This window comes from Kineosporia succinea (genome assembly GCF_030811555.1).
Taxonomy (GTDB): domain Bacteria; phylum Actinomycetota; class Actinomycetes; order Actinomycetales; family Kineosporiaceae; genus Kineosporia; species Kineosporia succinea.
The window spans coordinates 3,796,392-3,810,868 of record NZ_JAUSQZ010000001.1 but is presented as its reverse complement, the minus strand read 5'-3'; the positions used below and the strand labels follow the sequence as shown (position 1 = coordinate 3,810,868).

14 protein-coding genes are annotated in these 14,477 nt (G+C 72.0%); 11 read left to right on the top strand and 3 right to left on the bottom strand.

From position 1 onward, the window contains the following. Nucleotides 1-257 precede the first annotated feature (257 nt). From J2S57_RS16755 to J2S57_RS16740, 4 genes are all read left to right on the top strand, one after another. Entirely contained in the window at nt 258-2,795 is a 2,538-nt protein-coding gene (locus J2S57_RS16755) for a DUF4118 domain-containing protein (protein WP_307243852.1), read from the top strand. Then, entirely contained in the window at nt 2,792-3,463 is a 672-nt protein-coding gene (locus J2S57_RS16750; protein WP_307243850.1) for a response regulator, read from the top strand. Before J2S57_RS16755 ends, J2S57_RS16750 begins: the two co-directional genes overlap by 4 nt. Before the next feature lie 73 nt (nt 3,464-3,536). Next, complete coding sequence (locus J2S57_RS16745; RefSeq protein WP_307243847.1) at nt 3,537-4,754, top strand: geranylgeranyl reductase family protein; 1,218 nt, start codon at nt 3,537-3,539, stop codon at nt 4,752-4,754. Between the two features lie 579 nt (nt 4,755-5,333). Then, nucleotides 5,334-6,689 (top strand): helix-turn-helix domain-containing protein, encoded by a 1,356-nt coding sequence (locus J2S57_RS16740; RefSeq protein WP_307243844.1) that lies wholly within the window; start codon nt 5,334-5,336, stop codon nt 6,687-6,689. On the opposite strand, the gene J2S57_RS16735 is transcribed toward J2S57_RS16740, so the two are convergent. Then, nucleotides 6,589-7,266 (bottom strand): HAD family hydrolase, encoded by a 678-nt coding sequence (locus J2S57_RS16735; protein WP_307243842.1) that lies wholly within the window; start codon nt 7,264-7,266, stop codon nt 6,589-6,591. The genes J2S57_RS16740 and J2S57_RS16735 overlap by 101 nt on opposite strands. A gap of 310 nt (nt 7,267-7,576) precedes the next feature. Between J2S57_RS16735 and J2S57_RS16730 the strand changes: the two genes are divergently transcribed. Then, complete coding sequence (locus J2S57_RS16730; protein ID WP_307243840.1) at nt 7,577-7,936, top strand: hypothetical protein; 360 nt, start codon at nt 7,577-7,579, stop codon at nt 7,934-7,936. 36 nt (nt 7,937-7,972) lie between these two features. Here the strand turns inward: J2S57_RS16730 and J2S57_RS16725 are convergent, their stop codons facing one another. Next, a complete protein-coding gene (locus J2S57_RS16725) occupies nt 7,973-9,256 on the bottom strand; it encodes a Bcr/CflA family efflux MFS transporter (RefSeq protein ID WP_307243838.1) in 1,284 nt (427 codons plus the stop codon). A gap of 97 nt (nt 9,257-9,353) precedes the next feature. Between J2S57_RS16725 and J2S57_RS16720 the strand changes: the two genes are divergently transcribed. From J2S57_RS16720 to J2S57_RS16695, 6 genes are all read left to right on the top strand, one after another. Further along, nucleotides 9,354-9,659, top strand: a complete 306-nt coding sequence (locus J2S57_RS16720) for a hypothetical protein (RefSeq protein ID WP_307243836.1) — start codon at nt 9,354-9,356, stop codon at nt 9,657-9,659. Nucleotides 9,660-9,765: 106 nt separating this feature from the next. Beyond that, nucleotides 9,766-10,176 (top strand): TOBE domain-containing protein, encoded by a 411-nt coding sequence (locus J2S57_RS16715; protein ID WP_307243834.1) that lies wholly within the window; start codon nt 9,766-9,768, stop codon nt 10,174-10,176. A 25-nt stretch (nt 10,177-10,201) separates the two neighbouring features. Then, the gene (modA, locus tag J2S57_RS16710) at nt 10,202-10,975 is read left to right on the top strand and encodes a molybdate ABC transporter substrate-binding protein (protein ID WP_307243831.1); all 774 of its coding nucleotides are present in this window, start codon (nt 10,202-10,204) and stop codon (nt 10,973-10,975) included. Then, the gene (locus tag J2S57_RS16705) at nt 10,975-11,790 is read left to right on the top strand and encodes an ABC transporter permease (RefSeq protein WP_307243827.1); all 816 of its coding nucleotides are present in this window, start codon (nt 10,975-10,977) and stop codon (nt 11,788-11,790) included. Before modA ends, J2S57_RS16705 begins: the two co-directional genes overlap by 1 nt. Further along, nucleotides 11,787-12,899: an ABC transporter ATP-binding protein gene (locus J2S57_RS16700; RefSeq protein WP_307243823.1), complete on the top strand. Its 1,113-nt coding sequence runs from the start codon at nt 11,787-11,789 to the stop codon at nt 12,897-12,899. Before J2S57_RS16705 ends, J2S57_RS16700 begins: the two co-directional genes overlap by 4 nt. A 301-nt stretch (nt 12,900-13,200) precedes the next feature. Then, a complete protein-coding gene (locus J2S57_RS16695) occupies nt 13,201-13,890 on the top strand; it encodes a molybdopterin-dependent oxidoreductase (protein WP_370882483.1) in 690 nt (229 codons plus the stop codon). 113 nt (nt 13,891-14,003) lie between these two features. Here J2S57_RS16695 and J2S57_RS16690 read toward each other — a convergent pair whose 3' ends face one another. Next, nucleotides 14,004-14,429 carry a hypothetical protein gene (locus tag J2S57_RS16690; RefSeq protein WP_307243818.1) on the bottom strand — a complete coding sequence of 142 codons (426 nt, stop codon included), beginning with the start codon at nt 14,427-14,429 and terminating at the stop codon, nt 14,004-14,006. Between the last annotated feature and the right edge of the window lie 48 nt (nt 14,430-14,477).

Sequence of the window (14,477 nt, the reverse complement as noted above, 5' to 3'; positions counted from 1 at the left end):
ATCTCCGGGGCCAGGTGTCAAGAAGCCGTCGGGATCGCTGCAAGTCCTGTCAAGAAACTGTCAACGCACCTGCCCTTCCTCTTCGTGCTGAGATGTGCTGGTGCAGGCTCGAACCGGGTCTGCCGATCCGCGACCCAGCCGTCCCGGCGGTGACGGTCCCGACCTGAGGCGACCGGCACGTCCACCATTGGCAGGTGCACCACCGGAGGCCAGCTCGGGACGGGTGCGCTCGGGATCGAAGTGACAGTGGACGAGGGATGACAGTGGCCGGTCAGCTGCGGGTGCACCTGGGGGCGGCTCCTGGTGTGGGTAAGACGTACAAGATGCTCGAGGAGGGCCACCGGCGCCGGGAGCGGGGTACGGACGTGGTGGTCGGGTACGTCGAGACTCATGGCCGGGAGCAGACCGAGGCGATGGTCGCCGGTCTGGAGGTGCTTCCGCGGCGGACGGTCTCGTACCGGGGTGCGACGTTCACCGAGATGGATGTGGGGGCGGTGCTGCAGCGGGGGGCGGAGGTGGTGCTGGTCGATGAGCTGGCGCACACGAATGTGCCGGGCTCGCGCAACGCCAAGCGCTGGCAGGACATCGAAGAGCTGCTGGATGCCGGGATGACGGTGCTGACGACGGTGAATGTGCAGCATCTGGAGTCGATCAACGATGTGGTGCGGCAGATCACCGGGGTGCCGCAGCGTGAGACGGTGCCGGACGAGGTGGTGCGCCGGGCCGAGGCGATCGAGTTGGTGGACATGGCGCCGGAGGCGATCCGGCGGCGGATGGCGCACGGCAACATCTACCGGCCGGAGAAGATCGACGCGGCGCTGGGGAATTATTTCCGGGTGGGGAACCTGACGGCGCTGCGGGAGCTGGCGTTGTTGTGGCTGGCCGACAAGGTCGACGACGAGTTGTCCAGTTATCGTGCCGCGCAGGGGATCTCGGAGACCTGGGAGGCGCGGGAGCGGGTCGTGGTGGCGCTGACGGGTGGGCCGGAGGGGGAGACGCTGATCCGGCGGGCGGCCCGGCTGGCCAGCCGCTCTCGGGGGGCTGATCTGCTGGCGGTGCACGTGGCCCGCAATGACGGGCTGAGCAGCAGTGGGGGTTCGCACGCGCATCTGGTGGCGCAGCGCACGCTCGTCGAAGACCTCGGCGGCACCTACCACCAGGTGGTCGGCAACGACGTGCCGAAGGCCCTGCTCGACTTCGCCCGGGGCGTCAACGCCACCGAGCTGGTGCTGGGAGTGTCGCGGCGCAGCCGGTTCTCGGCCCTGCTGTCGCCCGGGGTGGGCACCACCACCGCGAACGGTTCCGGCCCCATCGACGTGCACCTGGTCACCCACGGGGAGGTGGCCCGGGGGCGCGCGACGGCGAAGGGTGAGAACGCGCTGAGCCGCGACCGCCGGCTCGCCGGCCTGTTCGTCGCGACCGTCGGGACGGCCGCGCTGACCGCGCTGCTGATCCGGTTGCGCGACCGCGTCTCGCTGGACAGCGACGTCCTGCTCTACCTGGCCGCGGTGGTGATCGTGGCCCTGGTCGGAGGGCTGTGGCCGGCCCTGGTCGCCGTGGTCCTGGGAACGTTCCTGCTCAACTTCTTCTTCGCCCCGCCGCTGCACGGGGTGACCATCGCCTCCGGCGAGAACGTGCTCGCGCTGGTGGTCTTCCTGGTGGTCGCGATGGCGGTGAGCGCGACGGTCGACCGGGCCGCACGGCGCACCCGGGAGGCGGCGGCCGCGCGGGCCGAGGCCGAGACGCTGTCCACGCTGGCCGGGAGCGTGCTGCGAGGTGCCGAGCCGCTGCCCGCGCTGCTCACCCAGCTGCGCGAGACCTTCCAGTTCGGCGGCGCCACGCTGCTGCAGCTCCGGCCGGACGCGGCGCCCAGCCCCGACCGTCAGCACGATCCGGACGCCTGGCGGGTGGTGGCGTCGGTGGGCCGGCCGCTGGGCGCTCCCGGCGAGGGGGACGCCGAGGTCCGGGTCGGCGAGGAGGTGTCGCTGGTGCTGTGCGGGCACCCGCTGGCGGCCGAGGACCGGCGCGTGGTACAGGCTTTCGCCCACCAGGCGGTGGTCGCGATGCGGCAGCAGCAGCTCAGTGAGGAGGCTGCCGCGGCCGGCCCGCTGGCCGAGGTGGACCGCATGCGCACGGCCCTGCTGTCGGCGGTCAGTCACGATCTGAGGACGCCTCTCGCGTCGGCGAAGGCGGCGGTCGGGGGCCTGCGCGCCCCGGGCGTGACCTTCAGCGCCGGTGACCGGGAGGAGCTGCTGGCCAGCGTCGAGGAGTCGCTCGACCGGCTCACCCGGCTGGTCGACAACCTGCTCGACATGAGCCGGCTGCAGGCCGGGGCGCTGGGCGTGCACCCGCAGCCGACGAGCATCGCCGAGACCGTGTCGATGGCGCTCGACGAGCTCGGGCCCGACGGCCGGGACGTCGAGGTACACCTCCCGGAGGAGTTCCTGGAGGTGACCGGGGACCCGGTGCTGATCGAGCGGGTGCTCGTGAACCTGCTGCGCAACGCGGTGCGGCACAGCCCGCCCGGCAGTCCCCCGATGATCGTGGTCGGCGCGCACGCCGGTGAGGTCGAGACCCGGGTGATCGACCGCGGGCCGGGCATTCCCGCGCAGATGTGGGACGACGTCTTCCTCCCCTTCCAGCGGCTCGGCGACCGGGACAACGGCACCGGCGTCGGGCTCGGCCTGGCCCTGTCCCGTGGCCTGGCCGAGGCGATGGGTGGGAGCCTGACCCCCGACACCACTCCCGGCGGAGGCCTGACCATGATCTTGACCCTCGTGCAGGTGCCGTCATGACCCGGATCCTGGTGGTGGACGACGAGCCCCAGATGATCCGGGTGCTGCGGATCAACCTGCTGGCCCGGCAGTACGAGGTGGTCACGGCCGGCACCGGGCAGGGTGCGCTGGACTCCGCCCGCGAGGACCGGCCCGACATCGTGGTGCTCGACCTGGGCCTGCCCGACCTGGACGGCGTGGAGGTGATCCGGCGGCTGCGGTCGTGGACGCGGGTGCCGGTGATCGTGCTGTCCGGCCGGGCCGACAGCCACGACAAGGTGCACGCGCTCGACGCGGGGGCCGACGACTACGTGACCAAGCCGTTCAGCGTGGACGAGCTGCTGGCCCGGATCCGGGTGGTGACGCGGCGGCAGGGCGACGCCGGGGACGCGCCGGGCGAGGTGCGGATCGGCGACCACACGGTCGATCTGGCGACGCACACGATCGAGCCGGAGGACGTGCATCTGACCCGCACCGAGTGGCAGCTGCTGGCGGCGGTGGTGACCGAACCGGGCAAGCTGCTGAGCCAGCGGTACCTGCTGGAGAAGGTCTGGGGGCCGACCTACCGGGCCGAGACGCAGAACGTGCGGCAATACATGGCGCAGCTGCGGCGCAAGCTGGAGAAGGACCCGACCCGGCCGGTGCACCTGCTGACCGAGCCGGGGATGGGATACCGGTTCCAGCCCTGAGACCATCACCGGTCCCAGGAAGTTAGGTGCCACTTACCATCGGGCGTTCAGACGATCTGGCTAGAGTGCGGCAATGGGCGGCAACGGTAACCAGCAGGACGACAGAACCGGGTACGACGTCGTCGTGGTCGGGGCCGGCCCGGCCGGCAGCAGTGCCGCGGCCGCGGCGGCCCGGATGGGTGCCCGCACCCTGATCGTCGACCGGGCCTCGTTCCCCCGGTACAAGACCTGCGGCGGCGGCCTGATCGGCGTCAGCCTGGCCGAGCTCGAGGGCCTCGACCTGCCGCGAGTACCGGTACGGCAGGAGATCGCCCGGGCCTCGTTCACCGCCCTCGGCCAGCGCCCGGCGAACCGCAGTTCGCGCCGCCGCCTGCTGAGCCTGGTCGACCGCAGCGAGTTCGACGCCGCCCTGCTCGACCACGCCGCCTCCCTGGGGGCACAGGTGCGCTCGGGCGTCACCGTGACCGCCGTGACCCAGGACGTCGACGGCGCCCTGCTCTCCACCTCGGTCGGGCCGATCCGCGCCCGCTACGTGGTCGGCGCCGACGGCAGCGCCAGCCGCATCGCCCGGCACGTGGGCGTCACGCTCGGGCAGGTCGACCTCGGCCTGGAGTACGAGCTGCGGGCCACCGAGCAGCACCGGCGCACCTGGGCCGGGCGCATCCACATGGACTGGGGCCCGATCCCCGGCTCCTACGGCTGGGTGTTCCCGAAGGGCGACACGATCACCGTCGGGGTCATCGCCCGGCGCGGCACCTCCGACGAAGCCCGTTCGTACCTCCGGAATTTCACCGAGCAGCAGGGTCTGGCCGACGCCGAGGTGCTGCACGAGTCCGGCCACCTGACCCGCTGCCGCACCACCGACTCCCCGCTCGGGCAGGGCCCGGTACTGGTCGCCGGCGACGCCGCCGGACTACTGGAACCCTGGACCCGCGAGGGCATCTCGTTCGCCCTGCGCTCCGGGAGGATCGCCGGCGAGTGCGCCGGAAAGGCCGCCGGCCCGACCGGGATGCCGCCCAGCACGGGCGATTTCAGCCGCCTGGTGCGCGATTACACGATGCGCGTCAACCAGGAGCTGGAACCGGAGATGGAGGCGGGCCGGGTGTTTCTGCAGGCTTTCGAGCGACACCCGTCGGTCATGCACGCCCTGCTGACCCGTACCCCGCTGGGATGGCGCGAGTTCCAGCGCCTCACCCGCGGCCAGACCAACGTGGCCCGGGTGCTGCGTTACGCCCCGGCCCGGTGGCTGCTGCGCGGCCTGAGCGGAATGCCGGTGACCCGCCCGGCCTGACCGAACCGCCCCGGCCTCACCGAACCGCCCCGGCCTCACCGAACCGCCCCGGCCTCACCCAACCACCCCGCCCGGCAGAACCGGGCGGCCGGACCGCACGACCCGGACCGCACGACCCGGCCCGCTCACTGCCCCGGCCGGCCGGACTGCGGTTCCCCACCGCCACGAGCGGACAGCCCGACTGTCCCCTTCGTGTACCTGTCAACGATGTCTCGTAACGCATTGCCACTGGCAGTATCTCCGCGTCGGCAGGCCACCCCCGACTCTGCCCCGTCTACCGGCGGGGCCGCAGTGACGGACAGCTTCGAGCCCCACCGCGGCCCCGCCCTCCAGCTGCCCCTGCGTAGCCGCGACACGCCTGGCCACACAATGCCTTGGCAGACTACCGATGGGGAACCCGGTAGGAAGTTCCTTGGACGGGCGGTCAGAGAAGACCCGGGAGACCGGGCGGTCTCGCGAAAAGGGGCGATTTCGGACTTACCCTTTTGTACAGGGTTGCATATTGTGATGACAGCAGCGTGCGCACGCTGACACAGCGCGGGGCATGGCTGCGACTGGACCTTTGATGGGAGGCCAGCCATGCCACAGCCGTTGCGCGATCTCGACCCCGACGCCTCCAGGCTCGCCCGATTCGGCGCCCGCCTGCGCACCTACCGCACCCAGGCCGGTATGGCCCAGTCCCAGCTGGGCCGCGCCGTGCACGTCAGCGGCACGCTCATCGCCAAGATGGAGCGTGCCGAACGCCGTCCCCAGCCCGACGTCGCCCGGCGCCTCGACGACGTCCTGGGGGCCGAGGGCGAGCTGGTGCGCCTGGCCACCGCCGCGCTCGAGTTCGACCTGGCCGAGCGCCGTCTCGAGTCCCGGCCCCGGCGGCTGGACTCCGGGCTCGGCCTGGTCACCGCCGACGGGCCGGGCATCAGCGCGCTGCACCGGCTCGCCGACCTGTACGACCTGCCCGACGACGGGCCGGTCCGCAGCCTCGTCGAACTGCGTTCCGCCACCAGCGTTCTCGTCGACGAGCGGCTCAACTCGGAGTACCGGCAGCTGCTCACCACGCTGCCCGACCTGATCCCCGAGCTGACCCGCGCCCTGATCGAGCGCAGCACCGAGACCGAGCAGCAGGAGCTGGCCCGGATGCTGGTGCAGGCCTGGCGGGCGGCCGACGCGGTCGCGGCCAAGCTCGGTCTGCACGACCTGTCCGGCCGGCTGATCCACATCATGGGCTGGGCCGCGCAGCAGACCGGCGACCCGTACAGCGTGGCCGCCACCTCGTACGTGCGGGCCGAGTCGTTCTTCCTGGGCCGCGAGCCGCGGGCCGGGCGGATCATGCTCGAGCGCGCCGCCGAGGCGGTGCGGGCGCGCGAGCCCGGCGGGCCGCCGGAGATGCTCGCGCAGTACGGCTCACTGCACATGCGGGCCGCCATCGCCGCCGCCCGGGCCGGGCTGCCGGAGAAGGCCTGGGACCACCTCGACGAGGCCAAGACCACCGCCGCCCAGGTCACCGAGGGCATCTGGGCCGGCACCGCGTTCGGCCCGGAGTCGGTGCGCATCCACGAGGTGTCCACCGCCGTCGAGCTGAACGCGCCCCAGGTCGCGCTCGACACGGCCCGCGGCTGGGCCCCTCCGCCCACCCTGCCGGCCGAGCGCCGCTCGCACTTCTACGTCGACCTGGCCCGCGCCCAGTTCGCGATCGGGCAGCACGACGACGTTCTGGAGACGCTCCGCTCGGCCCAGCGGATCGCCCCCCAGAACGTGCGCGTGGATCCCGACGTGCACAGCACCCTCACCGCCCTGGCCGGCACCAGCTCGGTGCGGGCCGCGGCGGTGGAGGGCTTCACCCGTGAGGTACTGGCTCCGGCCCGGCCGGTTCCCGCGGTCCGAGCAGGGCGGGCAGTTCCCGCAGGGAGCCCACCACCCAGTCCGCCGTCCGCTTGACCTCCTCGTCGTCCGCCCAGAGGTGACCCCAGGGCCCACGCCGCACCAGGGCGGCGTGGAAGCCCTGGGCCACGGCGGGAACCACGTCGAAGTCCCGGTGGTCGCCGACGTAGAGAATCTCGTCGCGCTCCCCCGGCGCCCACCCGGCGAGCCAGTCGAAGTACGCCCTCGACGGCTTGATCAGGCCGATGTCACCTGACACGGCCACCGCGTCCACCGGCAGGTCGAGCTCGCGCAGCAGCTCCCCCGCCCGCCCGGACTGATTGCCCGAGACGCCCACCCAGTACCCGGCCTCGCGCAGTGAGTGCAGCGCCGGGCGCACGTCCGGGTAGAGGTCGGTCTCGGCGATGCACTCACCCACCCCGGCCTCCTCGCGCAGCTGACGTTCCCGCGGGATGTCGAATCCCGGCCGGAAGTACTGGAACGTCTCACCGTTGTCGCGTCCGGCCGTCACCACGGCCCCCATCACGGCGGAGAAGGTGTGCCGGGGCACACCGATCCAGTCCGCCCACCGGCCCCACTCCGAGGTGTCGTCCAGGAGTGTCTCGCCAACGTCGAACACGACCGAACGGATCATCCTGCTCGTGCCTCCCTGCTGAAAAGTGAGTCTGCTGATTCTTCGGTCAACAGATGAGACAGCATCACCCACCGCCAAAGGGGCAATGGGGACATTCGCACTGTCCTCATCGAACGGATGACTCCCCACCTCCGCCGTACGACCCTGGTGGTGTGGCCGAGCAAACGGGGGTCGGCCACCTAGATCGGCGGGGCCAGCGGTTGGGGACCATCACCCATCGCTGGTCTCGCCCTCCCAGGGGTCTCTCGCGCCGGGGCCCCTGGCTCCTGCCTTTTGCGGGCTGCTCGTCTTGAGGGGGCTGATCACGAGCATGAACGAACCTCGCGCGGACGGCGGGGCCGAGATGGAGATGCGGGCCGAGCTGCTGAGCCGCGAGCTGCGCAGCCGGGGCCTGGCCCTGCTGGACATCAGCGAAGACGTCATCGAACCCGACGTTCTGGTGGTCTACCTGCACGCGCACGCGGGTCAGTGGCAAGACGGCACGGCCAGCCGGATGATCCGGGCGCTGCCCGACATCGTCTCGGTGACGCCGAGCGAGCAGTCGCCGGCGATCCTGCGGGTGCGGGTGTCGCCGCACCGCCGCTCGCGGGGCGGTCTGCACCGGTCCGACCGGTGGGTCGACTGGGTCGATCACGGCCACCCCCAGCGCAAGGGCCGGCGCCGTCACTGAGACCGGCGGCACGGCAGCGGTTCGCGGACCCCCCGGTCACCCCGGAACGTCTTTCGCCCCGGCCACCTTCATCGTGCCTCGAGTGGCCCCCGGCGCAACAGCCGGAACCGGATCCGGGCGCCGCATCCGGGCCAGCAGGACGGCCGAGAGCACGAAGAACCCGCTCATCAGACCAGCCATCGGCAGCAGGGTGTCGTAGCCGATCACCCCGGTCAGCGGCGTCACCGCGGCGCCCGCGAAGAACGCCAGGCCACCGGCGAGCGCGGCCGCGGTGCCGCGTGAGCGGTCACCCGCCTGCTGGGCCAGGGCGGTCGCGGCCGGGATGGTCAGGCCCATGCCGGCGACCAGCACCGTGAGGAGCACCCAGACCAGGGGCAGGGGCGGCGGGCCCGGCGTGAGTCGTTCGGCCACCGCACAGCCCAGCAGCCCGAGCGCGGCCGCGGTCGAGGCGCTCATGCCGGTCAGCCGCAGCGCGGCCGGTCCGACCCGCGCCACCAGGAACCGGAAAGCGGTACTGGCACAGGCCATCGCGGCGGCGTTCACGGCGAACACCAGGGCGTAGGTGCTCTCCGAGATCCCGTAGACCTCCTGCAGCACGAACGACGAGCCGCCGATGTAGGTGAAGAACCCGGCGACGACCACGCACTGCAGCAGCACGTGCTGCATGAAGTTCCGGTCGCGTCCGAGGTCGAGCATCCGGGCCCCGTTCGCCCGCAGGCCCCCGCCGCGCCGCTGCTCCGGCGGCAGCGTCTCGGGCAGCCCGGTCAGCGTGGCGAGCACCATCAGCACCCCGAAGGCGGTGAGCACGCCGAAGAGGGTGCGCCAGTCGCCCACCGCCAGCACGGCGCCGCCCGCGGCCGGGGCGAGCACCGGGCCGAGGAAGGTGATGGACGCGAGCGTGCCGTAGCGCTGGGCGGCCTCGGCGGGCGGGTAGGCGTCGCCGACCACGGCCCGGCCCACCGCGATGCCCGCCCCCGCCGCGAGGCCCTGCAGCAACCGCATCGCGACCAGCACGGGCCCGGTCGGTGCGAGGGCACAGAGCAGCGAGGCCAGCGTGAACACCGCCGCCCCGCCGAGCAGCAGACGCCGGCGGCCCAGGCCGTCACTGACGGGGCCGAAGGCGATCTGCCCGGCCGCGATGCCGACGATGAAGGCCGTCAGGGTGAGCTGGGCCGTGGCGGCCGAGGTGCGCAGCGACTCCTGGAGGGCCGGGAGCGCGGCGACGTAGGAGTCGGTGGCGATCGGACCGACCCCGGTGACGATCACGAGAGCGGCGGTGGACGGGGTGGCGGCGCGAAAGATCCGGCTGACGGGTGGCACTCGGCGAACCTAACCGATGGGCCGGGAGGGCACGATGCATCAGGGGTTCACCGGTGGAACATCGCTGTCCGCCGCGACCCCGGCCGATTCTGGTGACATGGCACATTCCCTCGCCGTCGGCCTGTTCCGGGTGCGTCCCGGCGCGACCGAGGCGCACCGGCGGCGGGCCCGCATCGAGATCGCCCTGTGTGCCGGGTCCGAGGGCTACGCCCTGCTCGACACCTTCGACCTCGACGACACGCTGCGCGCCGAGTCCGAGACGCTCGAGGTGGTGCGGGCCCTGGGCGAGAAGCACCGGCTGCACGCGCTGATCGTGGCCGGCCCCCTCGAGCGCGCCGGTATCGACGAACTGGCCGACGACCTCCGGCTGATCACCGTGCGGGTACCGGCCACCCGCCTGTGAGCTGAGCCGGCCCCGGGCCGTACTCCAGGTCACTTCCCGGCCACGAATCCGCAACTACGGTCACTCGGCGAGCTCCTGGTCCGTACCTGCGGTTATGCTCGCGGATGTGACCAGGTTCCGTATCCGGCAGGCCGCACAGCTCCTCGGCGTCAGCGACGACACCATCCGCCGCTGGGCCGACTCCGGCCGCCTGCCCACCACCACCGACGAGGCCGGGCGCCGCGCCGTGGAGGGTGCCGACCTGGCCCGGTTCGCCGAGCAACTCGCCTCCGAGAGCCCCGCCCCCGACCAGGACGGGCTGGGCCTCTCCTCGGCCCGCAACCGCTTCACCGGCCTCGTCACCCGCGTGGTGCGGGACACCGTGATGGCCCAGGTCGAGATCCAGGCCGGGCCCTTCCGGGTGGTTTCGCTGATGAGCCGCGAGGCCGCCGACGAACTGGGCCTGGAACCGGGCGCTCTCGCCGTCGCCTCGATCAAGTCCACGAACGTCGTGGTCGAGGTCCCCGATCCTTCCTGATCCGAAAACCCTTGAGGAGTACACGGTGCGTAGAGTCATGTCCGGAGCGGTGGCCGTGCTGGCCGTCGCGAGTCTTGCCGCCTGCGGCAGTTCCTCCGACGGCGAGACCAGTGCCGCCCCGGGCCTGAGCGGTGAGATCACGGTGTTCGCCGCCGCCTCGCTGACCGAGTCGTTCACCGCCCTGGGCCAGGCCTTCGAGTCCGAGAACCCGGGCACCAAGGTCACGTTCAGCTTCGGCCCGAGCTCCGGCCTGGCCGAGCAGATCGACTCCGGCGCCCCGGCCGACGTGTTCGCCTCGGCCGCCACCAAGAACATGGACCAGGTCGTCGAGGCCGGGAACGCCTCCGACCCGGTCACGTTCGCGAACAACACGATGGAGATCGCGGTCCCGGCCGACAACCCGGCGAAGGTCGACTCCCTCGACGACCTGGCGAACAAGGACGTGAAGGTCGTGCTCTGCGCCGAGGAGGTGCCCTGCGGCGTCAGCGCCCGCAAGGTGTTCGAGAACGCCGGCCTCAGTGTGACCCCGGTCAGCAACGAGGAAGACGTGAAGTCGACCCTCTCGAAGATCACGCTCGGCGAGGCGGATGCCGGCCTGGTCTACGTGACCGACGTCAAGGCCGCCGGCGACGACGTGGTCGGCGTGGAGATCCCGGCCGAGGACAACGCCAGCACCGCCTACCCGATCGCCACCCTCAAGGACACCGAGAACGCGGCACTGGCCAAGGCTTTCGTCGACTACGTGCTGTCCGACCAGGGTTCGGCCGAGCTCGGGACGGCCGGATTCAGCAAGCCCTGATGAGAGCGCGGGACCGCGATCCGCAGCCGGGCAGCCGTACTCCCTGGCCGATGCTGCTGCCCGCGCTGATCGCGGTGCTGTTCCTCCTGCTCCCCCTGGCCGGACTGCTGCTGCGGGCTCCCTGGGCCGATCTGCCGCAGTTGCTGTCCGAACCGGAAGTGCTTCAGGCGCTCCGGCTCTCACTGTTCGCGGCGACCGCGGCCACCGGCCTGTCGCTGGTGCTGGGCGTGCCGCTGGCCTTCGTGCTGGCCCGCAGCCGGCGGCCCGGCATCAGCGTGCTGCGGGCCCTGGTCACGCTGCCGCTGGTGCTGCCGCCGGTGGTCGGCGGTGTCGCCCTGCTGCTGGCCCTGGGCCGCCGCGGCATCGTCGGGCAGCACCTCGAGGCCTGGTTCGGCTACACCCTGCCGTTCACCACCACGGCCGTCGTCATCGCCGAGACCTTCGTGGCCATGCCATTTCTCGTGGTCGCGGTGGAGGGCGCGCTGCGCACCGCCGACCGCGGGCTGGAAGAGGCCGCGGCCACGCTCGGCTCGAAACCGTTCGCCACCTTCCGCCGGGTCACGCTGCCGCTGATCGCGCCCAGCCTGATCGCGGGCAGCGTGCTCACCTGGGCCCGGGCCCTGGGCGAGTTCGGCGCCACGATCACCTTCGCCGGAAACTTCCCGGGCACCACCCAGACCATGCCGCTGAAGGTCTACCTGCTGATCCAGAACGACCCGGACGCGGGCATCGCCCTGAGCCTGGTGATGCTGCTCGTCTCGGTGGCCGCGCTGGCCCTGCTGCGCAACCGCTGGATCAACGGAGGCGCCCTGTGAGCGCGAGGGCGACCACCACGGGGGGCACCACCGGTGAACTGAACGCCGACGTGGTGGTGGGCCGGGGCACCTTCGAGCTGCGCGCCCGGCTGCGTGTGGGGCCGGGTGAGGTGCTGGCCGTGATCGGGCCCAACGGCGCCGGGAAGACCACCCTGCTCCGGTCTCTCGCCGGGCTGCTGGCCCTGCGCGAGGGGCACATCGAGGTCGGCGGAACTCGCTGGGACGACCCGGCCGCAGGCCTTTTCGTGCCCACCACCGACCGGCGGGTGGGCCTGGTGTTCCAGGACTACCGGCTGTTCCCGCACCTGTCCGTGCTCGACAACGTGGCCTTCGCGGCCCGTTCCCGGGGTGCCCGCCGCACCGTGGCGCGGGCCGCGGCCGCCGAGGTGCTCGCGGTGGTGGGACTTCAGGCCCTGGCCTCCCGGAGGCCCTCGCAGCTGTCCGGCGGGCAGGCCCAGCGGGTAGCCCTGGCCCGGGCGCTGGCCTCCGGGCCGGCCATGATGCTGCTCGACGAGCCGCTGGCCGCCCTCGACGCCCGCACCCGGCTGGAGATCCGTGCCGAGCTGCGGCGCCGGCTGGCCGAGTTCGCCGGCCCGAGCATCGTGGTCACCCACGATCCGCTCGAGGCGCTGGTGCTGGCCGACCGCATCCTGGTGCTCGAGGACGGGCGCATCGCCCAGACCGGCACCCCCTCCGAGGTGGCCCGGCGGCCGGTGACCGAGTACGTGGCCCGGCTGATGGGCCTCAACCTCTACAGCGGGCGGCTGATCGCCCCGGCTCAGGGCCGGATCGCGCTGGACGGGGGTGGAGAGCTGTTCGCATCCCCCACCGACCTGCCGGTGGACGCGCGGGTGCTGGCGGTGCTGGCGCCCACCTCGATCTCGCTGCACCTGGGAGAGCTGCCGGCCGGATCGCCGCGCAACGTCTGGAGCGGCACCGTGAGCGGCGTGGAACTGCTGACCGACCGGGTGCGGGTGGCAGTGAGCGGGGCGCCGGACGCCCTCGTCGACGTCACCGCGGCGGCCGTGGCGGAGCTGCGCCTGTCGCCCGGGCAGCCGGTGCGGTTGTCGGCCAAGGCGACCGAAGTGACGGCGTACCCGGCTCCCTGAGCCGCGCCCTCGCGTCCGCCGTCGGCGACCAGATCCGATCCGGACCCGGTTCCCGGCAGGATCTGCCTGGGTCAACTGCGGACATGACCGGACGCATCCGGCCCGTCACGGACGACGCCCGCCACAGAAACGGGCCGGGTTACCGTCTTTGACTGACTGGTCAGTAGAGTCCGAGACCCCGCCCACCTGCCGATTGGGCGAATGGGCCGTCAGCGTCGAACATGGTGGACGCCGGTCGGTATTTGAACGTCGTACGGACCCCGGCCGGGGACGAGACCTGATGGGCGGGATGAGGGGCGGGATGCAGGAGGGACCGGACGACCATCATGCTCACGGTGAGCCGCCGGACGACCGTCCTCTGCCACCCGGCCAGACCGGGCGCGTGGACCGTCCCGTGCGCCACTACGGCCCCGTGCCCCGGGTCCGTGACCGCGAGACCTGGTCGATGAGTTTCGGCGGGGCGACGAAGAGCGACGAGAGCTTCGTGGTCACGCTGGGCGAGCTGGAGCAGCTGCCGAAGGCGGCACTCACGGCCGACATGCACTGCGCGGGCAAGTTCACCACCCTCGACAACCTGTGGGAGGGCGTCTTCGCCCGTGACGTGGTGGAGGCCTACCCGCCGCTGCCCGGCATCAGCGACGTGATCGTCTACGGGCAGTACGGCTACAGCGCGAACGTGCGGGTGGACGACCTGCTCGCCGACAACGCGATCCTCGCCTTCCGGCAGGACGGCGAGGACCTGACGCCCGAGCACGGTTACCCCGTACGGCTGATCATTCCGCACCTGTACTCGTGGAAGGGGCCCAAGTGGTTCCGGGGCTGGGAGTACCTGCTCCAGCCCCGCCGGGGCTTCTGGGAGGAACGGGGCTACCACCTGCGGGGACAGGTGTGGGCCGAGGAACGGTGGTCGTACCAGGAGACGCATCCGGGCCGGCTGCCGTCGCAGTCGCCGGGTACGGACGGGCCTTCCGGGCAGGGCATCGAGGGCTGAGGTCTCCTTCGGGAGACTTCGGGGCTACCAGGGCTTCGAAGTTCCGCAGGCCTTCGAGGTCCTCGGGGCTTCGAGGTCCTCGAGGCTTCAGGGGCTTCAGGGGCTTCGAGACTTCAGGACGAGGAGACGGAGACGGTGCGGGTCTCCTGGTAGACCTCGCGGGGTCCCCGGCGCCGCCACACCGCCTGCCCGATCAGCCACAGCAGCACCGAGATCGAGACCACGACCGGCACCAGCAGGTCGGCCTCGGTGAGCCCGTGCTCTCGGGAGAACTCGTACAGGATCACGCCCTCACGAACATGACTCACCTGCAGCCACACGTAACTGGTGACGGCGAGCGCGAGCACGGCGACCAGTGTGTGACTCCAGCGCCGCACCAGGGCCAGGGCGACGCCCGAGGCGATCAGGGCGACGCACGACCAGCGCATGGCCGGCTCCTGGCTCAGCACGGTCATCGCGTGGCTGAGCTTGTCGTGCAGCTCGGCGGGGTTACGCGGCACCACGCCGAGCACCCGGCTCGCGATCAGGTGTAGCTCCACGATCTGCCTCCGCTGCGGACGATTGCCTGCGGTGTCGGTGCGGATCGG